Source organism: Rosistilla carotiformis, assembly GCF_007753095.1.
Lineage (GTDB): Bacteria > Planctomycetota > Planctomycetia > Pirellulales > Pirellulaceae > Rosistilla > Rosistilla carotiformis.
The window spans coordinates 1964617-1986473 of sequence record NZ_CP036348.1 but is presented as its reverse complement, the minus strand read 5'-3'; the positions used below and the strand labels follow the sequence as shown (position 1 = coordinate 1986473).

17 protein-coding genes are annotated in these 21857 nt (G+C 58.7%); 4 read left to right on the top strand and 13 right to left on the bottom strand.

What is annotated here, in order from left to right; all coding sequences use genetic code 11:
* Window positions 1–118 precede the first annotated feature (118 nt).
* Window positions 119–1804 (top strand): cation:proton antiporter domain-containing protein, encoded by a 1686-nt coding sequence (locus Poly24_RS07390; protein ID WP_145092662.1) that lies wholly within the window; start codon window positions 119–121, stop codon window positions 1802–1804.
* A 275-nt stretch (window positions 1805–2079) separates the two neighbouring features.
* Complete coding sequence (locus tag Poly24_RS26900) at window positions 2080–3063, top strand: hypothetical protein (protein WP_197452392.1); 984 nt, start codon at window positions 2080–2082, stop codon at window positions 3061–3063.
* A gap of 370 nt (window positions 3064–3433) precedes the next feature.
* Here Poly24_RS26900 and Poly24_RS07380 read toward each other — a convergent pair whose 3' ends face one another.
* The 10 genes from Poly24_RS07380 to Poly24_RS07335 are packed head-to-tail and all read right to left on the bottom strand — an operon-like array spanning window position 3434 to window position 10962.
* On the bottom strand, window positions 3434–5143 hold the full coding sequence (locus Poly24_RS07380; protein ID WP_145092657.1) for a Na(+)/H(+) antiporter subunit D: 1710 nt from the start codon (window positions 5141–5143) through the stop codon (window positions 3434–3436).
* The gene (locus tag Poly24_RS07375) at window positions 5127–5405 is read right to left on the bottom strand and encodes a hypothetical protein (protein ID WP_231753508.1); all 279 of its coding nucleotides are present in this window, start codon (window positions 5403–5405) and stop codon (window positions 5127–5129) included. The genes Poly24_RS07380 and Poly24_RS07375 overlap by 17 nt, the downstream gene beginning before the upstream one ends.
* Window positions 5402–6895: a proton-conducting transporter transmembrane domain-containing protein gene (locus tag Poly24_RS07370; protein WP_145092654.1), complete on the bottom strand. Its 1494-nt coding sequence runs from the start codon at window positions 6893–6895 to the stop codon at window positions 5402–5404. The genes Poly24_RS07375 and Poly24_RS07370 overlap by 4 nt, the downstream gene beginning before the upstream one ends.
* Complete coding sequence (locus tag Poly24_RS07365; protein WP_231753507.1) at window positions 6895–8376, bottom strand: monovalent cation/H+ antiporter subunit D family protein; 1482 nt, start codon at window positions 8374–8376, stop codon at window positions 6895–6897. The genes Poly24_RS07370 and Poly24_RS07365 overlap by 1 nt, the downstream gene beginning before the upstream one ends.
* Window positions 8373–8876: a sodium:proton antiporter gene (locus Poly24_RS07360; protein ID WP_145102648.1), complete on the bottom strand. Its 504-nt coding sequence runs from the start codon at window positions 8874–8876 to the stop codon at window positions 8373–8375. Before Poly24_RS07360 ends, Poly24_RS07365 begins: the two co-directional genes overlap by 4 nt.
* A gap of 2 nt (window positions 8877–8878) precedes the next feature.
* On the bottom strand, window positions 8879–9316 hold the full coding sequence (locus Poly24_RS07355) for a Na(+)/H(+) antiporter subunit B (RefSeq protein ID WP_145092651.1): 438 nt from the start codon (window positions 9314–9316) through the stop codon (window positions 8879–8881).
* Window positions 9313–9864 (bottom strand): DUF4040 domain-containing protein, encoded by a 552-nt coding sequence (locus Poly24_RS07350; RefSeq protein WP_145092648.1) that lies wholly within the window; start codon window positions 9862–9864, stop codon window positions 9313–9315. Before Poly24_RS07350 ends, Poly24_RS07355 begins: the two co-directional genes overlap by 4 nt.
* On the bottom strand, window positions 9861–10196 hold the full coding sequence (gene mnhG, locus Poly24_RS07345; RefSeq protein ID WP_145092645.1) for a monovalent cation/H(+) antiporter subunit G: 336 nt from the start codon (window positions 10194–10196) through the stop codon (window positions 9861–9863). The genes Poly24_RS07350 and mnhG overlap by 4 nt, the downstream gene beginning before the upstream one ends.
* Window positions 10193–10474: a monovalent cation/H+ antiporter complex subunit F gene (locus tag Poly24_RS07340; RefSeq protein ID WP_145092641.1), complete on the bottom strand. Its 282-nt coding sequence runs from the start codon at window positions 10472–10474 to the stop codon at window positions 10193–10195. The genes mnhG and Poly24_RS07340 overlap by 4 nt, the downstream gene beginning before the upstream one ends.
* Window positions 10475–10479: 5 nt before the next feature.
* Complete coding sequence (locus Poly24_RS07335) at window positions 10480–10962, bottom strand: Na+/H+ antiporter subunit E (protein ID WP_145092638.1); 483 nt, start codon at window positions 10960–10962, stop codon at window positions 10480–10482.
* A gap of 377 nt (window positions 10963–11339) precedes the next feature.
* Between Poly24_RS07335 and Poly24_RS07330 the strand changes: the two genes are divergently transcribed.
* Window positions 11340–13019: a hypothetical protein gene (locus Poly24_RS07330; protein WP_145092635.1), complete on the top strand. Its 1680-nt coding sequence runs from the start codon at window positions 11340–11342 to the stop codon at window positions 13017–13019.
* A gap of 1074 nt (window positions 13020–14093) precedes the next feature.
* On the opposite strand, the gene Poly24_RS07325 is transcribed toward Poly24_RS07330, so the two are convergent.
* Complete coding sequence (locus Poly24_RS07325) at window positions 14094–16205, bottom strand: sulfatase family protein (protein WP_197452391.1); 2112 nt, start codon at window positions 16203–16205, stop codon at window positions 14094–14096.
* Window positions 16206–16506: 301 nt separating this feature from the next.
* Here Poly24_RS07325 and Poly24_RS07320 point away from each other — a divergent pair, with 301 nt between their 5' ends.
* Window positions 16507–17826, top strand: a complete 1320-nt coding sequence (locus tag Poly24_RS07320) for a hypothetical protein (protein ID WP_145092629.1) — start codon at window positions 16507–16509, stop codon at window positions 17824–17826.
* Between the two features lie 1060 nt (window positions 17827–18886).
* On the opposite strand, the gene lptB is transcribed toward Poly24_RS07320, so the two are convergent.
* Both lptB and lepB read right to left on the bottom strand, forming a co-directional pair.
* Window positions 18887–19747 carry an LPS export ABC transporter ATP-binding protein gene (gene lptB, locus Poly24_RS07315; RefSeq protein WP_145092626.1) on the bottom strand — a complete coding sequence of 287 codons (861 nt, stop codon included), beginning with the start codon at window positions 19745–19747 and terminating at the stop codon, window positions 18887–18889.
* Window positions 19748–19812: 65 nt separating this feature from the next.
* On the bottom strand, window positions 19813–21672 hold the full coding sequence (gene lepB, locus Poly24_RS07310) for a signal peptidase I (protein WP_145092623.1): 1860 nt from the start codon (window positions 21670–21672) through the stop codon (window positions 19813–19815).
* Between the last annotated feature and the right edge of the window lie 185 nt (window positions 21673–21857).

The following is a 21857-nucleotide window of genomic DNA, read 5'->3' as shown; positions in this document are numbered from 1 at the left end:
GATTTGAAATTCTCAGCTGTCCATTGCCGGACGCCTGAGTTACTATCTGATCTGAAGAAACGTTGACGCATTCGTCGACGCAGGTGGGAACGGACTTCCTGCAAGTCAAAAAGGCTCGATGGCAGACTTTCATCTCCACATCACCGGTACGCTGGGACTATTGCTGGGCGCATGCCTTGCTGCGGGGGTTTTTGCCGACGTGCTGCACCTCCCCAAGGTGACAGCCTACCTCCTTGTGGGGCTGCTTGTCGGCCCTAGTTTGCTGGACTGGGTTCCCCAAGAACACCTTGAGCACTTCGACCCGATGCTGAAATTGGCGATGGCGGTCGTCCTGTTCAACCTTGGCAGCGAGTTCACGTTCACTAAGTTTCGCCGCATCGCCGGGCACTGTTTGGTCCTGTCGGCAGCGGAAATCAGCGCCACATTTGGTTTGGTTTTGGTCGGTCTGATGCTGTTTGGCTGTGGCGGGAGCATGGCGCTGCTGCTGGCCTGTTTGGCGGTCGCGACGGCCCCTGCGACCACAATTTTGGTGCTGAAAGAGTTTCGTTCCGAAGGTCCAGTCACCGAAAGCACCGGATTTCTGGTCGCGATCAACAATTTTGCCTGTATCGTTTTATTTGAATTCGGCTTTCTCGCGATCCAACTGACGCAGGGCCGGTTGGAAACATCGCTTGGAATGCAAGTCGGCAATGTGCTGATGAACATCGCCGGATCGATTGCCTTGGGCGTGCTCGGCGGAGTCGTTGTCAGCTTCGGCTGTGGCCTGTTGAACATCAAACGCTGGTTGGTGCTGTTGGTGGCGACGGCGACCTTTCTGTTAGGCGTCAACGAATCGCTCCAGGTCCCTTATATGTTGACCTTCTTTGTGATGGGAGTGACGGTTGCCAATACGTCCGACTCAAAATCAAAGATTCGGGACGAACTGGATCACCTGTCGGGCCTGCTGGCGGTGTTGTTCTTCGCCGTGCATGGAACCGAACTGGACCTGAACGCCTTCTTTGCAGCGGGAACGTTGGGGGCGGTCTACGTAATCTTTCGGATTGTCGGAAAATACGCCGGTGTTTATATCGCCGCGCGGCTGACGCATCAGTCATTGGAGGTGCGGCATTGGCTGGGCAGTTGCCTGTTCGCCCAAGCGGGAGCCGCCATTGCCCTATCGACGATCGCAGTGGCCCGTAGCCCTGAATTGGGAAAACCGGTCCAAGACATCATCTTGGGTTCGGTCGTGCTGTTCGAAATCATCGGCCCGCTGTTCATTCGCAAATCGTTGCTGGAAACAGGCGAGGTCCCGTTGGCGCAAGCAATCAACCACGCCCCCCGGTCCCCACTGGAACAGGTTCGCAGTGTTGGCGACCGCTTTCGATCGGCGGTTTGGGGAACGGCGACGCCCAACGGGTCCATGAGTGGAGTGAGTGTAAATAAGCTGGTTCGCAAGACGAAAGGGATCCATCAATCGGCTCGCTTTGACGACGTGATCGACCACATCGAACACAGCCACGACAATACGTATCCGGTCGTCGACGATAAGATGAGTGTCGTGGGAGTGATTCGCTACCCGCTTTTGAGTGATGTCATGTTCGATCTCAGTGCGTCACAACTGGTCCGAGCAGAAGATTTGGTCAGTGAAACCAACGTCGTCCTCTATCCCGATGATCCCGCCTCGCGTGCCTTCGAGCTCTTTCAAGCCGAAACCGACGACTGCATTCCGGTCGTCACAAACGCGGCACCGCATGAACTGATGGGAGTCGTTCGTCGCAGCGACATCGTTCATGCACTGATCACGCAACGCCGCAAGAAGAAGTAACCGCGTGATTGCCTTGGGCGTCGTCTTGCATCGCGCCACGTGTTCAGCACCGCCCCAGGTTGGCAGCTGGGCATCCACGTTGGCTGATTCCACGCCTGCGAAATGAATCCGATTTTCCGTCATCGTGGCGGATCGTCGTTCGCTTGGCATCTCGGACGAATTGGCACGCAATCTGCCTATGTAGCCATCATACCGATGGCGCGCGAACGGATCCCGTTTTCTGATCGGATCCGCGGCCCTCCCCCCACGATTCTTTCAGAACGGAGAAACGAACGATGAGACGAACGACATTTTGCACCGCTGCATTGGCTGCAAGTTTATTTGGATTCCAAGCCGCGAAGGCTCAGGATGTTGGCGATGCCGTCGACGGGGCGTTGAATGCGACCGGAGAGGCGGCGGCCGAAGTGGGGCAGGAGATCGGTGAAGCTGCCGAAGCGGCGGTGCCGAATCAGCCAGCGGCCGAAGCGCAGGCGGAGCTGGGCGTCGATACGCCGGCGAATGCAAATGCCGACGCCAACGTTCAGGTCCAAGGCGATTGGCCGACCGCTGCGGATGTGCAGACCGGCACGAACACTCCGCTAGGTGTAGGCGTCGATGAGAACGGCAATCGACCTGCTGGAGTCGATGCCGATGCGGGAATCAATCCCGAAGCCGACCTGCAGTCGCAGCAGACCCGCGATTCGCAGGCATTGCTGCAAGGCGACGCCGAGCTTTTGGAGGACGCTCAAGCCAATATCGAAGTCAATCCAAACGCCCAAGCGAATAACGACGCCAACGACGAGTGGCGTTTCCGTCAACACAACGATCGCTGGTGGTATTGGTTGGGCGATCGTGGCAACGGTCGCTGGGCCTACTGGGATGATGGTCGCTGGTTCGACTACACCAACAACCGCTACTTGAACCCACGTCAGCAAGCGGGACATCACGACGGACATCAACCACGCCATCGCATGGGCTACCGCGGCGATGCCAATAATCAGGGCGAGTTTGATGGTCCCTACTACTTCGACCGCGACGGCCGCCGATACCGCCGCGATGGCGATCGCTACATGGACGATTCGCGTTGGAACGACCGCATTTGGGATGATGGCTACGGTCGTCGAAACCAAGGTTATTGGAACGATCGCAACAACGGACGCCTCGATACGGGAGCTCGCGCTGGAGCAGCGATCGGTGCCGGTGTTGGCGAAGCGATCGGCGGCCGCGCCGGTGGCCAGATCGGAGCTGGAATCGGTGGAGCGATCGGTCGCGATCGTTAATCCGGCTGAGCCCCATCAACAATAGCAAACACATGACGCCCGCTGCACCATTCGCGTGCACGGGCGTTGTTTGTTTAGTGTAAATCCACCCAGGAGCGCGGGGCGATGCCCACGCGGCTAAACGAAGGAGCCTCGGACCGTGGAAAGAATTAGCGGCGGGACGTAGTGGACGAGGTTACGAGTCCCAGCGCTTTGGTCTGATGCAAGAGGACTCGTAGCCTCGTCCACTACGCTTCGTTGAACGTAACGACGGGCGACTCACCCCTTCGTTTAACCGCGTGCCCATCGGGCCGCGCGTTTCTGACGTCGGCAAAACTCAGGGGCCAGCAGCGTGCTCGACTCGATGTATCAGCCGGCAGAAACGGCGATGCTACAGATAATACAGCAGCAAACAAACGGCCAGCAGCAGAGTGGCCCAGAGGGTCATTGTGCTGCTAGACCAGGTTCGGCCCAAGATGCCGCGTTCGTTGAACGTCGATCGAGTGAAGTCCATGATGCCGTGGACGATCACCACCATGTCGCTGCGGAAGGCGTCGTTGACGACATCGTAAACGGTTCGCAAGCCGCGGATGCAGGCGGGCAACAAGCGGCGGTAGATCCAGTCGGTGTCAAGATTCGTCGACCGCTGCTCGGCGGGATACAGCCCCGATTTCATCAACACGACAAAGGCCAGCAGTGCGAACAACAACAACTGCATTTGCGTGACCACGTGCGTCACGGTGTAGGGATGGTAGTCGACAGTGTAGGGGAGCATCCGGTACAGCAGCGGATAAGCGATTCCCAAGCCGACGCAGAAGAAGGCGGCAATCGCCATCGCGGTTAACATGTTCCAAGGCGCCTCTTCCACTCGCTTGCCCGAATCGTGAGAGAAGAAAGCGAAGAAGGGGATCTTGATTCCCGAGTGCTCCATCACGCCAGCCGATGCGATCAGCAGCACGATCCAAACCCAGAACTGATGCTGTTCCGCAGCGGCGGAAATGATCATCGATTTGCTGATAAACCCGCTCAACAACGGGAACCCCGAAATCGCTCCGGCACCAATGATGCAGAAGAGCGTCGTCCAAGGCATCGATTTATGCAGCCCGCCCAACTCGGTAGCCTTCGTCGTGCCAACGCGATACAGCACAGCTCCCATCGACATGAACAGCAGCGATTTGTAGATGATGTGGCAGAACGCGTGAGCCACCGTGCCGTTGATCGCCAGTTCGGTCCCGATCCCAACGCCGACGACCATGAACCCCAATTGGTTGTTCAGACTGTAGGCGAGCACTCGGCGAAGATCGTTTTCGATCACAGCAAATACGATCGGGAAGAGCGTCATCGCGCAACCGATCGGGATCAAAAGATCCAGCCCCGCAAAACCGCGGATCAATGAATATACGGCCAGCTTCGTCGTAAATGCGCTCAGGAAAACCGTCCCCGTCGCTGTCGCTTCGGGATAAGAATCCTGCAACCAGTTGTGAAGCAGCGGGAAGGCGCATTTAATACCTAGCGCCAGCAGGATCAAAGTCGCTGCCAAACCCAACGGTTGCCCTTCGACGACAAAACTGTCGAACGCTAGGCTGCCCGATTGCACGTAGTGGATGATCGCTCCGGACAACAAAAGCACGCCCGAGGCGACTTGAATGATCAGGTAACGCATCCCGCTGCGATACGATCGCTCGCTGTCGCTAGCCCAGATCAGAAAGACGCTCGACAGAGCCGTCAGTTCCCAAAAGACGAACAGCGTGATCAGGTCGCCAGCGCAACAGGCACCGATCGCTCCGCCGGCGTAGACCAACGCGGCGATATGCTGTCGCGGATCGCGGACATGCAGCGCGTAGATCGACGATACGATCGCGGCGATATGGAACACGATCCCAAAGATCCGGCTCAGCGAATCGATCCGAACCATATTCAGCGTCGTGTTGAACAACGCGATGTTGCCATGTTCGCCCGCGGGAGTGAGCAAAAACAGGCCGAGGCTGATCACTGAAAGGGCCAGGACGCCGTAGGCTTGCAGCCGACGAGCGACGAAGGGCAACACCAACGCGCCCAGAATCATGATCAAGCCAGGAGGTAGGTTAGCGATCATAATAATCCTCCTTGCGGCCCACGATCATTCGCAGGATGCGGCCCAGGAAAACGATCACAACAAAGGAGACGAAGCCGAACCAAGCTTGGAATCCAAACGAGGTCTCGATGTCGAAGTGCGGATGCGGATTGGTGTAGAACAGATCGGCGACAACCAACAATCCGCAAACGATCACCAATCCGGCGATCATCGCGTTGATGTTCCGCGGCCGTTCAAACCAGCTGGGCGGATCACTTACTTGTTTGGATTTGTGTTTGGAGGCATTCATTGCGATGAGACCAGCGGCAGCAAGACTTCGTAAATCGAACCGGCGGTGAAAAACAGCACGATGCTAAGCGCCGCGGTCAGGCACAGCGGCACGACGCACATCCACGGAGCCTCTTGAATCCCGGAGGGGGCCGCGTGCGGATCGGCTGTCGTTTCCTGAGGAGCCATGAAGGCGCGGATCGGAATGGGAATCAGATAGGCGATGTTCAACAGCGAGCTGATCATCAGCGCGGCGGTCAGCAAATAGTGCTGCGTTTCGACGGTGCCAACCGCGAGGAACCATTTGCTCCAGACGCCGCCACCAGGAGGCAAGCCGATAATGCTGAGCGATGCGATCAGGAAAGCTGCAAACGTGAAGGGCATCTGCCGCCCCAGCCCCTGCATTTCGCTGATGTTCTTTTTATGCGTCGCCACGTAAATCGCACCGGCACAAAAGAACAAGGTGATCTTGCCGACGGCGTGCATCGCGATGTGCATCCCTCCGCCGATCACGCTGGCGGGCGTCGCCAACGCGGCCCCCAGCGAGATGTACGCCAGTTGGCTGATCGTCGAATAGGCAAGCCGAGCCTTAAGGCTGTCCTTCGTCATCGCGACGAGCGAAGCGGTCACCAGCGTTCCCGCAGCGACATAGGCGAGCCAGATGCTGACGCCTGTCGTTCGCAGCAGATCGATACCGAAGATGAAGACGGCGACTTTAAGGACCGAAAAGACGCCGACTTTCACGACAGCCACCGCGTGCAGTAGAGCACTGACGGGCGTGGGAGCGACCATCGCCGCGGGCAACCAACGGTGAAACGGCATCAAGGCAGCTTTGCCAATTCCAAATGCAAACAGCCCCAGCAAGACGCCTAGTTGTGTTTCGGTGATCTTCCCATCGGCCAACGGCTCGGCCAGGATGCCGCCGAGTCGAAAGTCGAGTGTGCCGGCGATGTTCGACGTCCAAGCGATCGCGAACATGAAGAACGCAACCGAAGTCGAAAGCAGGATCCCCAAGTAGACGCGGCCTCCGTTACGAGCCTCGCGGGTGCCGTGGTGCGTGACCAACGGATAGGTGGAGATCGTCATGATTTCGTAAGCGACGAACAGCGTGAACAGGTTCGCGGAAAAGGCGGCTGCCAACGCTGCAAAGATCGCCGCGGCAAAGCAGGCGAAGAACCGCGTCTGATGCGATTCGTGGTTGCCGCGCATGTAGCCCGCGGCATAAACGGTCGTCAAAATCCAAAGCCCCGACGCGACCAAGGCGAACAGCATCCCCAGCGGTTCAACCGCAAAAGCGATCTCGAACCCAGGGATCATTTCACCGATATGCCACTCGGGACGTCCGCCGGCAAAAACGTGTGATGCCAACAGGCAGGTGATGCCAAACAGCGCGATCGCGATCGTCAGCGAAGCAGCTTCGCGCACGTTCGGCAGCTTGCCAACCAGGAAGACCAGGCCGACGCCGATCAACGGCAATCCCATCGCCAGGATCAGAAGGTTTTCAGGAGTCATCAGGGTGTTCCTCCCAACAAACCGATCGCAGCAAATTGAGCCAAGCCGGCCGAATAGACTGTCCAAACGCCAAAGACCAACGTCGATCCGACAACTAGATAGGTCGGAATCAACATTCGCAGCGGCGGTTCGGTCGCTTGGCCCGCGATCTCCGTCGGTTCGTTAAAGTACAACGTCTCGACGACTCGCCAGATATAAAGCAACGCCAACAGGGAACTCAGCAGCATCAAGATGCCGACCGGCCAAGCTCCCGAATCGATGACCGCCGTCAACAACATCCACTTGCTGACAAAGCCGGCGGTCACGGGGACGCCGATCAAACCGAGGCCGCCGACGGTCCAGGCGAATGCGGTCCAAGGCATCGTCCGCCCGGCGCCCCGCCAGTCGCTCAATTGGCTCGAACCCAACCGCAGCGTAAAGCAACCGACGACCATAAACAGACCACCTTTGATGATCGCATGGTTAAACATGTGGACGATCCCGGCGGACAGTCCTGCTTCGTTGCTGATACTGATCCCCAACAACATGTATCCGACTTGGGCGATACTGGAGAAAGCGAGGATGCGTTTGACATCTTGTTGATAGATCGCAGCGAGGGAGGCGGCGAAGATGCCGACGATCGCCATCATCATCAGCCCCTTGGCCAACGGCAATTCGACAAACGCAAACTGCGGCGAGATGATTCCAAAGACGATGCGAATGAACGTGTAGACCGAGACTTTGGTCGCCGTCGCCGCGATAAAGCAGGTGACGACCGAGGGGGCGTAGGTGTACGCTCCGGGCAGCCAGGTGTGCAGCGGAAAGACCGCCATCTTGATGCACAGCCCGATCGTTAAAAACGCGAACGCCACCAACCCGGTGCGGGTTTGCAAACCAACCGGCAACCGCTGGGCGATGTCGGCCATATTCAACGTGCCCGTCATCTGATAGATCAGCCCGATTCCGATCAGAATAAACGTGGCCCCCACGGTTCCCATGATCAGATATTGCAACGCGGCCAACGGCGCGCGGCGGGTTCGCCCCAGACTGATCAATGCGTACGACGACAGCGACGAGATCTCTAAGAAGACAAAAACATTAAAAAGATCGCCGGTGATGCAGATCCCCAACAATCCGGTCAGGCACAACAGATAGGTTGCATAAAACAGATAGTGCTTCGACGCCGGGATCTCGGCTTCCACACTTGGCGGCGCGTACAACAGCACGACCGCACCGATCGCAGAGACAAACAGCAGCACAAATCCGCTGAGCCCATCGACGACGTATTCGATGCCGTAGGGAGGCGCCCAATTGCCGATGTTGTAGTGAATCGGACCCGATCGAACGACCTCGGCCATCAGACCAACCGACATCGCAAAGACGGCGCAAGCGACGGCGAGAGCCAGTAAATAAACGAGCTTGCGATTTCCAATCAGCACGCACAGCGGTGCTGCAATCAACGGTACCACGATCAGCAGGACCGGCAGGTTTTGAGCGATCACGGCAGCCGATCCATTTCCAAAATCTTCTCCTCATCGATCGTTCCGTAGTCTTCACGGATACGCACGATCAACGACAGCGCCAGTGCGGTCGTGGCGATACCGACCACAATCGCCGTCAGCATCAAAACACTCGGCAAGGGATTGGAGTAGATGATCCCATCGACTTCTCCCGACATCCTCGCTCCCGCTTCGACCACCTCTTCCACACTCTTGCCCGCTGCGTGAGCCACCTCGGCCGCGTGCGTGGCAGCGTGTCCGGCGGCTTCCCCGTCGGCATGCCCATCGTGAGCGTGATTCTGCACGATCCGAGGAGGAACGATCGGCGCGGTACCGCCGTGGATCTTCCCCATCGTGATGTACAACAGGAAGACCGAGGTTTGGAAGATGTTCAGGCCGATGATCGATTTCATCAAATTGCGTCGGGCAATGACCATATAGAACCCGGTCATCATCAAAAAGATGACAACCCAGTAGTTATACAATCCGACGACTTGTTCCATATTCACAGAACGTGTTTCCTTCCCGCAAACGTGTAGAAGATCATCGTCATCACCGCGGTCACCGTGATCCCTACACCAAGCTCCACAACAAAGATCCCCAAGTGTTGGCCATGCGGCAGGATGCCGGGCAACAGGTGGTGGTCGAGGACTTCATAGTCGAGGAACTTTCCGCCCAACAAGATGGTGGTGATCCCCGTCCCCGCGTAGATCAAGACGCCCATGGCCATCATCTTTTCAACCGCCCAAGCCGGAACGACGCGCTGCACCGCTTGCAGTCCGAAGACCAATCCGTAAAGGATCAGCGCAGCAGCCAGGATCACACCAGCTTGGAAGCCGCCGCCGGGGCCAAAGTCGCCGTGGAATTGAACGTAGAAACCAAACAGCAAGATGTAGGGAATCAGTAGTTTGGTGACGACTCGAATGATCGGAAAGGCAATCATTGTGCGGCTGCCTCCCGTTCGGGTTCGTCTTTCTCTTTTCGTAAGATCAGCAGTACCGCGATCCCCGCCGTCAAGACAACGGTCGTTTCACCAAGCGTATCGTAACCGCGATAGCTGGCCAAAACGGCGGTGATCACGTTCGGTAAGCCGTGCATGTCGACTTGCGATTTCTCGACAAACGAAGGACGTGGGTGCAGGTGGATCGGGTCGTTTGGGTCGCCAAAGTGAGGCATATCCAACGTGCCGTAGACCAACGCGCAACCGGTGATCGCGACAACGGTCAACGGCACCAAGGCGGGCTTGCGGCGGCCGGCGTCACTGGGCCCGATCAAGACCAACGTGCTGAGCATCAAGACGGTGGAGATCCCCGCGCCAACAGCCGCTTCGGTGAACGCGACGTCGGGCGCGTCGAGGATCAGCATCCAGCTAGCGCTAAGAAAACTGTAGATCCCCGTGAACATGATCGCTGCCCACAGATCGCGGATCCGCGCGACAGTGACCGCGGTCGCGGCGAGCATGGCGAGAATGGTAAAGACGATTAGATTCATGCTTCCGTTCCCGAGCTTCCATCGCGTGGTGAGGAATCCAACACAGGTTTCAACCCATGTGTGAAAGCGGAACGCGCCAACGCGTGGCACGAACTAGGGCTGGTCACCAATAAGAAAAACAAGATCATCATCAACTTCACGGCGGCGAGACTGAGCCCCACTTGGAAGACCAGCCCCAGCAAGATCGCTCCGGCACCCATCGTGTCGGTGATCCCAGCACCATGCAGCCGCGAGAAGAACTCGGGCAAGCGGACGATCCCGATTCCACCGACGATCGAAAAAAAGGCACCGGTCAACATCAGGATCCAGCTGAGGATATCGAGCGCTATCATAGCTCGGTCCCCTCGCGGCTGAAGCTTCCGTATTCGGTGAATCGCAGCAGGGCGACCATCCCGATGAAGTTCATCAGGCTGTAGAGGAGCGCCAGGTCGAGAAAATCGCCTCGCTCGGTGGCGACATCCACCACCGCAATCAGCAGCACGGTTTTGGTTCCGACCATATTCAGCGCCAGCACGCGGTCGAAAACGGTTGGGCCGAGCATCGCTCGGATCAGAGCCAACGCCATCGTGATCAGGATCGCGATCGATGTTATCAGGAAGATGCCTGTCATGATCGTTACTTCTCCAATGCGCAAACGCGGCGATCCATTTCGCCGGAGAGGTCTTCGGCGGCCCCTTCAAACGACAAAGCGTGGACCAAGATCGAGTTGCCTTCGACGCGAACGGTCACCGTGCCGGGGGTCAGGGTGATCGAGTTGGCGAGGATCACGCGGCCCAGTTCGGTCTGTTGGTTCGCCGAAACGCGGATCATGCTCCGTTGCAGCTGCATTTGGGGGGACATGATGATCCCTGTGACTTCCATGTTCGATTGCACGATCTCTTTGATCAGCCACGGCGCGTAGGAGGTGAACGGTCGCAGGCCCAGGTGAGCCGGCGCCCCTTCCTCGTCGACAATCTTCATCCGCCGCGAGATCGCCACCGAAATCAGACACGATCCAACTCCCAAAGCGATCAGGAAAGGATCGTCAAAGTGCCCCGACCACAACAACCAGGTTGCGAACAAGGCGATGCTGAGAGTGATGATAAACAGGTATTTCACAGTATGCTCTACGCATTCTCGAACGATAGGCAAGATGGAAGCACTATAACCATCGATCAAGTCGACTTGCAGGGGGGCAAACGGCCATTTCATACTCTCGCTCGCCCCCGTTTCGACGCCTCCCCGCCAATGGCAACCGGTCCCGCCCAAAGCCGACGTGGCGGTGTCGAGGTCGCCGCCGCAGGGGCAGCGATCGAACAGCCCCGATCTTCGTCAAAACCGATTGGACCGCGACCCTTTGCTAGCCACTGTCGTCCGATTGCGATTGCTGTTGCAGCGGCTAGAGCTAGATTTCCGAGGCGATACCCTGAACGTGTCCCCCGCGCCGCCTAAGGTTGCGGTTACCCAAACGCCAGTTTCACCAACGCCCAAACAACGTGACGAACTACCAAGGCCTGCCCGATTCGCTGAGTCTGATGCTGATGAGTGTTAGTCTATTGGTGGCGTTTTGGTTCAGCGGCCCGCGCGATTCGGGCGGCGGGCGTGTTGTCGCGGCGATCGATTCGCTCTCCAAACGCCCCTGGATCAGCCTGCTGCTGGTGCTGTCGGTCTCGTTGTTGACGAATCTCGGCCTGACGCTGATTCGGTATCCGTTGCCTCGAATTCACGACGAGTTCAGTTATCTGCTGGCCGCCGACACCTACGCCTCGGGGCGGCTGACCAATCCAACGCATCCGTATTGGAAACACTTCGAGACCTACCACGTCCTCTCGCAGCCCAGCTACATGTCCAAGTATCCGCCAGGCAACGGGATCTTCCTGGCGATAGGGCAGGTGACCACCGGGCATCCGATCGTCGGCAGCTGGCTGGCGTTGGCTCTGGGAATCGCCGCCACCTATTGGGCGTTGCGCGGCTGGCTCCATCGTCGCTGGGCTCTGATTGCCGGACTGTTGCTGGCGATTAACGTCCCGATGCTGATGGCTTGGGGACAAACCTACTGGGGCGGCGGAGTCCAACTGCTCGGCGGTTCGCTGTTGATCGGCGCCCTGCGGCGGATCATCGACCGCAACCGTTGGCCACGCCCGGTCTGGCAATACGCCAGCCTGTTTGCTTGCGGAGCGGTCATTTTGGCGAACAGCCGCCCGCTGGAAGGCTTCTTGCTCTGCGGCGTCGCAGCGGTTGTGTTGCTCCGCTGGATCTGGAAGTCTCCCGCCTCGGATCGTATCAACAACTTGGTTCAGTTGGCTCTGCCGAGCCTGTTGATCGGCGGCATCGGGATCGCGAGCCTGGCGATCAACAACGCGGCGGTCACCGGCCGGGCGACTCAGTTGCCCTACTCGGCTCACTCCAAACAATACACCGCCACCTCGATGGTGATCTGGAACGCATTGCCGCCGGTTCCGGAATACAACCTTCCCGCGATGGGAGCTTTCTACCGCGACTGGTGCCGACAGCGACAACTCGATGCGCAAACGTTCGCCGGGTATACGGCATTGGTAACCAGCAAGCTGCAGCATCTGAGTCACTTCTACACGTTCATGGGCGGTCTGTGCCTGTTGCCTGCGTTAGCGTTGATCCGCCGCGACCGATGGATGGTGTTTGCCGTCGCCGTTGTGCTGGGGCTGTTGGTGATCGAGTTCCAATTCGTCCACTCACGGACCTTCCCGCACTATGTCGCTCCGGTCGCCTGCCTTTTTTATGTCGCGTTGTTCCAATCGCTGCGATGGCTGCACGCCGCCGGACACAGTAATCGGCTGGCCCGCATGGTCCTGCCGACAATCGTTGTCTACAGCCTGTTAGCCTTGATCGCGTATGCAGTCGGCAACGCCACGCGCATCGAATCGCCCAATCGATCCGAGATCGTCGAACTCCTGGAACAAGAGCCGGGCAAACATCTTGTTTTGGTTGAATACTCACCCGATCACAACGTCCATCGCGAGTGGGTCTACAACCGCGCCGACATCGACAACGCTCCCATCGTCTGGGCCCATCGCCTGGGCCCAGAAGCCGACGCGCCGCTACTAAAACATTTCGCCGATCGCAACGTCTGGCTCTGGCAAGCCGACCGCGGCGTCGAAGGTCTGTCGCAAATCGAACTCCCGGCCGACAAACGGTAGCGTACTTGAGCCCGTAGGGCGGCAAACGAACTGCCGGTGGTGTAAGCCACCGGAACTGAGAAGCCCCAAGAAGCTTCAAAGGCCGGAGGCCGACACACTACAAACCTGCCATTGGTTTTGGTTGGGTCCAGCAAGAACTTGTGCCGGCCTCCGGCCTCGTGATTCCGCAATGTTTACTACCGGTGGCTTACACCACCGGCAGGGAATGTGTCGGCCTGCGGCCTGTTGCGCCCTGACTTTGCCCAGAGTCTCCTCGCTCGGTTCACACCGGGACTCCTGAGCCCGGAGGGCGGAACAACAACTGCCGGTGGTGTAAGCCACCGGAATCTAGCAGGCCTAAACAGTTCCAAGGCCGGAGGCCGACACACTACAAACCTGACTACGGTTCTGGCTGTGTTCAACAAGACCTAGTGCCGGCCTCCGGCCTCGTGATTCCGCAATGCTTACTACCGGTGGCTTACACCACCGGCAGAGAATGTACCGGCCTGCGGCCTGTTGCGCGCAGCGTTCACACAGTGTCTGATCACCAGCTTTCCCTTCAGGACTCCTGAGCCCGACGGGCGGAACAACAACTGCCGGTGGTGTAAGCCACCGGAACTGAGAAGCCCCAAGAAGCTTCAAAGGCCGGAGGCCGACACACTACAACCTGCCATTGGTTTTGGTTGGGGACAGCAAGAACTTGTGCCAGCCTCCGGCCTCGTGATTCCGCAATGCTTACTACCGGTGGCTTACACCACCGGCAGAGGATGTGTCGGCCTCCGGCCTGATCCGAGCAGTCTTCACACAGTGTCTGCTAACTAGCTTTCCCTCCAGGACTCCTGAGCCCGGAGGGCGGAACAACAACTGCCGGTGGTGTAAGCCACCGGAACTGAGAAGCCCCAAGAAGCTTCAAAGGCCGGAGGCCGACACACTACAACCTGCCATTGGTTTTGGTTGGGGCCAGCAAGAACTTGTGCCGGCCTCCGGCCTCGTGATTCCGCAATGCTTACTACCGGTGGTTTACACCACCGGCAGGGAATATGCCGGCCTCCGGCAGAGAATGTGTCGGCCTTCGGCCTGACGGGCGCCCCCCTCTCACCCCGCATCATTCAACTTCTGAAGCTGATGGTCCGAGAGGGTTGGCGGTTGGGGCGGGTAGAATTTTTGGTAGTAGGCTGGAAAGCGGTAGTAGGCCAATTGTTGGTCGTACCAACGGGTCAGGACATCGTGCAGGACCGACGCGATGACGGGGTGCTCGCTCGCCACGTCGGTCGATTCCTGCGGGTCATTTTCCAAATCGAACAGTTGAACCGAATGACGCTGGCGATCGATCACCAGCTTCCATCGGCCGGCCCATTGCACGGCATCGCCGAGCGCGGCACCGCTGTTGACGTGATGAAAGATCAGCCGCTGCGACAACGGAGTTCGCTGATCCGACAACAGATCGCGACCTTGCAAGTTGGGATGCGTCGGCCAATCGAGCAGCCCCATCACGGTTGGCAAGACGTCGATATGTTCCAACGGATAATCGTCGGTCGCCGGAGCGATGAGGTTGGGAGCGTGGATCACCGTCGCCACGTGCAGCGCCGGTTCGACCGGCTCGCGGGCGTGCCCCACCGATCCGTTTTCGTGGAACGCTTCCCCGTTTTCACCCAACACAACCAAGATCGTATCGTCCAAAACGCCTTGCTCGCGGAGATGTTCCACCAAGCGGCCAAGCTCTTTGTCGCAGTTGTGGATCGCATTGTAGTAGGCGTTGCGAACCAGCGGCGTCTTCTCCGGCGGATGGTACATAAACGTCACGTCTCGATCCATCCGCGCCGGCTGAAACGGCTCCTCCGTCCCCGGCGGCAACTCATACGGAAAGTGCGAACTCTGCAGGTTCATGCTGATGAAATAGGGTGTCTGACTGGCAAGCTGCTGGTCGATCCATTGCAGCGTGCGGTCCATCGTTTGGTTGTCGTACAGACTGCCGGCGTGGAACGCTCCCACCGCTCGTTCCAACGCAAACCCAGGATCGCGAGCCGATGTGTAGGTCGTCAGGTTGCTGCGAGCCGAATCGAAGAACAGATCTAACGAAGGGACGTTCAGGAATTGATCCATCCCTCCCCACGATTCGTTTTGGCTGGACATGATCGCTGTCGCGTAGCCCGCTTGCTTAAACAGATCGAAAGCCAACGTCTTCGGCCACGGATCGTCGCTGCGATAATAATGATGCCGCTGAGTCCGCAGCGGATAGAGGGACGAAACGATGCAGACGTCGGCATAATCGCTGTGCGTCGATTGCGCGTAGGCTCGATTCCAAGTGAGCCCTTCGGTCGCCAGGCGAGTCAGATTGGGAGCGACCAGTTTGCCCTGGTGCCACAAGCCGACAACGTCCGATCGCAGCGATTCGATGGCGACAAAGATGACCGATGGCCGCGCTGTCTTTTCCGGCACGGTCCAGGTTGCGTCGCGAGCGACCAACGATTTCGCATCGATCGTCGCCTGGATCGGTTCGTGAGCCAACATGTCGTAGCTGGAGGAGGCGAGCGTGACCAGCGGATGCAAGCGGCTGCGAACCGATTCGATCCGCGACGCCGATCGTTGAGCGCTGAGATCGCCAGCGATTGGCATCCAAATCCCCATCAGCACGATTCCGGCAAGAATCCAGCTGGCGCGAAGATCGCGCGGCGAGCGGTCGCGAGACAACGGCGGCGTGTTCCGCAACAACCAGCAAAAAGCCCAGATCACCGCCGGAGCAGCGAGGCTTGCCAAGACGATCGATCGCCGTTCACCCGAGCCCATGTGATCCCAAGTCGAAAGGAGCGGGTTGGCGACGAGGAACAGCAGCGTATCCAAAGTGGCGAAGCGACCGATCTGAGCGTTCAGCCCCCAGCTGCCGATGCTGATCGCAACGATCATCGCCAGCGTGCAGCCGACGGCAACACGGAACAGCCGCGCGGCAAGCGAACCGCCACGGTCCTCAATCCAGTCGGCGGTTCGGGCGAGTCCGTAGATCGCCCAAGCGAGCGTGATCCACATCCAAGCCATCATTGCGATAGTGAATTGCGCCAGCGGCGAGCCTTCAGCCAGGATGCCGCCCGAGTTGGTGATCTGCAGGGCGAGATCGATTCCAAATCCGAGGGAGCAGAGCGTCGCCAGGATTCGCGTCGGGAAGACCGTATCGACGGCGTAGGCCAGTCCGCGAAGCAGTTTCCGTTTCATCGTTGGTCTCAATTGGGTTGGGGCACAAAGCTTGTTTTTGTCATGGAAACCTACAGCGCAGCACGTTGTCTTCTGGCAACATTCGATTGCAACCCCGTCCTGCGACCCGCGACGGGCAGGTGAGTTAAACGGTTGCAGCGATTGTGCTGTTTGCATCATCGCGTCGCTTGGGGAAATCGATGCGGGCAAGCTGCATGCGTTGCAAATTCGCATCATCGATAAAAAGGGTGTCGTAGAGTCGTGCAGCAACTTGCCGATTCTTTCGCGATCTTCGATAGCCTCTTTACCGCACGATCCGATCATGAAAAACCCAATTCGAACGCTGATGTTCGCGATCTCGTTGGCGGTCGTCTGCAGCCATGCGATGGCGACCAACGTCATGTGTCCGGTGCTGCGCGATCGCGAAGCAACCGACGAATACGTGACGACCTATCAAGGGAAAACGGTTCGCTTTTGTTGCAATGAGTGCCGACAGGAGTTCGAGCAAAACGCGGAACTGTACGTCAGCGAAGTGCCTCAATTACAAAACCTCGCCTGGGGCGATCGGCTGCGTGATTTCTTCGACACCAACACGCGATACGTCGCGATCGGTTTACTGCTGACTCTGCTGATCGGCTTGCGAGCCTACGGCTACCAGTCTACGAATCGAATCTGCGACGATCCGCCAACCGAAGCGGCGATCGACGTCGCTGAACAATTTGCTCAACCAGCGTCCCTTCCACCCGAACGCTTGCCATTGCGGCAGCGGATGTTGACCGCCAAGGTCTCCCCGGTGATCCCGTTGGTGATCTTGTGCGGCTACTTGGGATACGAGATCTGGTCGCTGCGCGATCACATCGCATCGACCGCCCTCGCCGAAGAGATCCACTTTGCGACCTTCTACGATTTCGGAACACCTCCGGTCCCCGAACGCCCTGCCGATCTCGAGAACCGTTTGTCGGGATCATATTATCGCGGCAACGACGAGCGCAGCCCGCGGCTGTTCAACGAAGGGAACTACCGTACCGCAACCTTTCATATCCAATTAGTCGACGCGGAAGGGACGCCATTGGTTGTCGGGGACGACATTTCCGATCGCGAGGTCTTTCTGAACCTCGACATCGACCGGCCACCGTTCACTCCTGATTTCCTCTATCTGCCACGGGTGATGGAGACGATGTTCTTGACCCGCAAGAGCGAGATCTTTTTGGGACGCGACAGTCCGGTCGAAGATGCGGTCATGCTGGAAACAGTCGAGCCGATGCAGCGTTGGAACGCACGTTTTTCGCTGGGCAAGATCTCCTGCTGCAGCAAAGAACTGCGCGGCGTCGTCTACGTCTGCGAACAACGCTTCTACAAACCGCACTGGTGGTCCAGCAGCGAACAGGTCGGCGGAGCGCGGATGCATTACGGCGTTCGGTACGATCTGGCGACCGAAGACGGACGGCTGACCGACGCGTCGGACATCTACATGGGAGCACTCTATCGGACACGTAAGTTTCCCAAATGGAAGGTCCCGATGACCGAGTGGTTCTCGCACGAACCGATCCCCGAACTGCCCGGCCCCAACGTCGAAGATAAAGCTCTGCTGGGAATCGACGACCACGAAGCCGATCGCGGCGTGATCGCTGAAACGCTTTAAGCGGTCGCCCGAAGGCACGGCTTCTCAAGCAACATGCTGAGGCAGGCCATTTTAACAACAATGCAATCCACCCGCCCGGCGAAGCTGGGAGGGTCGGAAAACGAGCGTCTAGCAACTTTGCCGGGGAGGGGAATTGCTGAGTCGAGCGACGCGGGTTGACTTGTGAACGGCCCTCCCCGAACTTCGCTGCGCTGGTTCGACCCTCCCATCGCAAACTGCGTTTGCGGGAGGGTGAAGTGCTGTTGCTGGCGACGTTCGAATTTACCCGCCCGGCGAAGCTGGGAAGGGCGGAGAACGAGCGTCTAGCGAGTTTGCCGGGGAGGGGAATTGCTGAGTCGAGCGACGTGGGTTGAAGCGCGGACGGCCCTCCCCGAACTTCGCTGCGCTGGTTCGACCCTCCCATCGCAAACTGCGTTTGCGGGAGGGTGAAGTGCTCGTGCTGGCGACGTTCGAATTTACCCGTCCGGCGAAGCTGGGAGGGTCGGGAAACGAGCGTCTAGCGAGTTTTCCGGGGAGGGGAATGCTGAGTCGAGCGACGCGGGTTGAAGCGCGGACCGCCCTCCCCGAACTTCGCTGCGCTGGTTCGACCCTCCCATCGCAAACTGCGTTTGCGGGAGGGTGAAGTGCTGGTGCTTGCGACGTTCGAATCTACCCGCCCGGCGAAGCGGGGGAGGGTCGGGAAACGAGCGTCTAGCGCGGTTTTCCGGGGAGGGAATTGCTGAGTCGAGCGACGTGGGTTGAAGCGCGGACGGCCCTCCCCGAACCTCGCTGCGCTGGCTCGACCCTCCCATCGCAAACTGCGTTTGCGGGAGGGTGACTTGCTGGTGCTGGCGACGTTCGAATCTACCCGCCTGGCGAAGCTGGGAGGGTCGGGAAACGAGCGTCTAGCGAGGTTTTCCGGGGAGGGGAATGCTGAGTCGAGCGACGCGGGTTGAATCGCGGACCGCCCTCCCCGAACCTCGCTGCGCGGGTTCGACCCTCCCATCGCAAACTGCGTTTACGGGAGGGTGAAGTGCTGAACCGTGGAATTCTATAGCTGCTGCGATCGTAGGCCGCGCGATTAGACGTCGGTGCGGCGGCGCGGGGCGGAGGATTTGAACAGTCCCGAGCTAGCAGCAGGAGCGGCGGCCGCTGGGGCGGGGGAATCGTGTCGTAGGGTTTGGCTGCTTTGCCCGTGCGATTCGGCGGCGTCCAAGTCGCCCAGATATTCGGCTTGCACCTGCGGGTGACGCTTGACGACGTCGGGCGTTCCATCGACCAACACTTGACCTTTGGCGATCACGTAACATCGATCGACGGTACTCAAGATCTCGCGGGCCGCGTGGTCGGTGATCAAGACGGCAATCCCCGAATCACGCAACTGGTGGATCACGCCTTGGATCGATTGCACGGTGATCGGATCGATACCGGCAAACGGTTCGTCCAGTAGGATGATCCGCGGGTTCGATACGAGACAGCGGGCGATCTCCAGGCGGCGGCGTTCGCCACCGCTGAGCTTACCGCCACGCGATTTGCGAATGTGGGTGATGCTGAATTCGGTCAGCAGTTCCTCGCAGCGGGCCTGCCGTTGCTTGCGGTTGTGTCCCAGCAGTTCCAACAGCGCCAGGATGTTCTGTTCGACGGTTAACTTCTTGAAAACGCTGGAGTCCTGCGGCAGATAGCCCATCCCGCCGTCGCGGGCGCGGCGAAACATCGGCCAATCGGTGACCTCTTCGCCGCCCAGGCAGACACGACCTCGATCGGGATCGACCATCCCGCAGATCATCTTAAAACTTGTCGATTTACCGGCACCGTTGGGGCCCAGCAGGCCAACGATCTCCGCTTCGTTGACGTGCAGGTTCACACCGTCGACGACTTTGCGGCGACCATACGTTTTATGAAGATCGATCGCTTCGAGAATCGCTAGTGACATGTTCGGCATCCTTGCCAATGGAGTTTGCGGAGTTCAACGTCGCAGCGCGTCGTCGGGGTTCGACGACGCGGGGATCAATGGATCAATTTCATGCGGCGAAAGTTAGGCGTGAAGGGGACCGGCGTATTCCAGGGGTGAGGCCAGAAGACGAAGACCGCTTTGCCAACCAACAGGTCGCGAGGAACAAAGTGCTTGCCGGTCCAGCCCCGGGCATCGGCACTCTCAGGACTGTTGTCGCCCAAGGGGAAATATTGCCCTTCGTCCATCGTGTATTCTTGCGAACGGCGAGCGGCCCACAGCTTGGTCGTGCCCCAGTCCTCGGGATTGCCCAAGATGCGGCCTACGCTGCGCGGGTCGTTGGCGACGCCGTGATCGCTTGAGTAATCATTAAACGCACTGCCGTAACGCGATTGCTTGGGCAACGCGATGTAGTACTTGTCTCGCAACACGCGAACATGGTTCAGCGTCGCGGCGACGCCAGAAACACCGATCGCCAACGGAGCACCGTCCAATGGATTTTCGGCGGTCCAATAAGGGCGATCCTCTTCCCGCGTTCGATAGCTGCGGCTGTCGTAGGTCGTTGGCCGATCGAAAAGGACCTCGTCGCCATCGATCCACAACCGCAGTTCGTCGTCGTAATTACTGAAGCGGATATCGATCCGATCTCCCGCGCGCGCTGTCGTCTGTCCGACGGGTGACTGCATCGCCGTTGGATCGTCGCTGGCCTGTCCGACTGGCGGATCGAAGGGATGCTGTTTGTCGCCGTCGACGATTTTCAGCGTCGCGTCGCCGGAGGTGAGGTCGATCGTGCAGCGATACTCAACGCCTGCGCGGACCAACATTAGATCGAGAGCACCTTCGCCCGGTTCGGTTTCGATGTCGATTTCCATCAACAGATCGCCGACCCAGTGAGCGCCCATCCGACTGTAGGCTCCCTGTTGGACATCGCCAAACTGCGAAAGACTCTGCCCCGAACGATACGAACTGAGGAACTGACCCTGTTCGTCGTAGACCTTCCAACGCGGCACGGTCAGGTAGCCGTTGTAGGCGTAGAAGTCGGTGATCGGCAGCACGCGGTAGGGCGAGGCGTTATCCAGTTTGATCCCGTTGCGAGCTTTGTCCCACGCATCGGTGCCGGGCCAGTCGTGATAATACCGCAGCCAGCGCGTTTCAGATTGGCCGGCGTCCAGCTTGGCTGTCATCCCGCCGGTGTCGGCTCGCGTCTTCCAAGAGTCCTCCGGTGGCGAAGCCGCTCCCTCGTCCCAGGGTTGCCAACGCAGCGGCCATCGCGCGTCCAACAATTCTTTCGCCTGGTGCGCCGAGTCGTGGACCAGATGGCTCATCGACAACAGCTTGGAGAGTTGTTGCTTGCGAGCGATCTTGAAATCTTGGGATCCATCGGGGCGGATGTAGAGATCCCCGTTAGTGATCCGGACGGTTTCGTTGGGCAGCCCCACGATCCGTTTGATGTAATTTTGTTTGGCGTTGCCAGGATTCTTGAAGACACCGACGTCGAAGCGTTCCGGTTTACCAAACGCATACGAAAACTTGCTGACCAAAATTCGATCGCCCGAGAAGGTCGCGTCGTTTGGGTTCCCCTCTAGATCCAGTGGCGTTTCGGATCGGCAATTGGGACAGATCGTGCCAACAACGACCATGCCGGTGTTGCGGTCGGGCAGCTCGAGACTCGCCCCGGTGCGATAGTTCTCGCCGCAGTGCGGGCAATAGATATCCTTGTGCGTCCCCATCAAAGTCGGGGCCATCGAACCTGTCGGAATCACGAAGGCTTCGGCGACAAACGCGCGGAACAGCAGCGCCAAGATGATCGCCACGACGATCGATTCCACCGTCTCGCGAAACGATTGATTTGGTTTCGCATCGGCGGTCTCGCTGTCGCGAGCCGATCGCTTCTTCTTACTCAATGCTGCATTCATAGTGACTTCCGCTGGATGATCCGTTGGCCGGTAGTGTAACGGAAGTGGCAGTTTAGAGAAACTTGAATTCTCGCGCGGCCTGTGACGTGCTAGCTAACAGGCCGCCGATCCAAGATCGATGCGAAAAAAGGCTGTCGCCCCCAATCATTCGATCGGGGCGACAGCCAAGTTTGGATCCGCCAGCG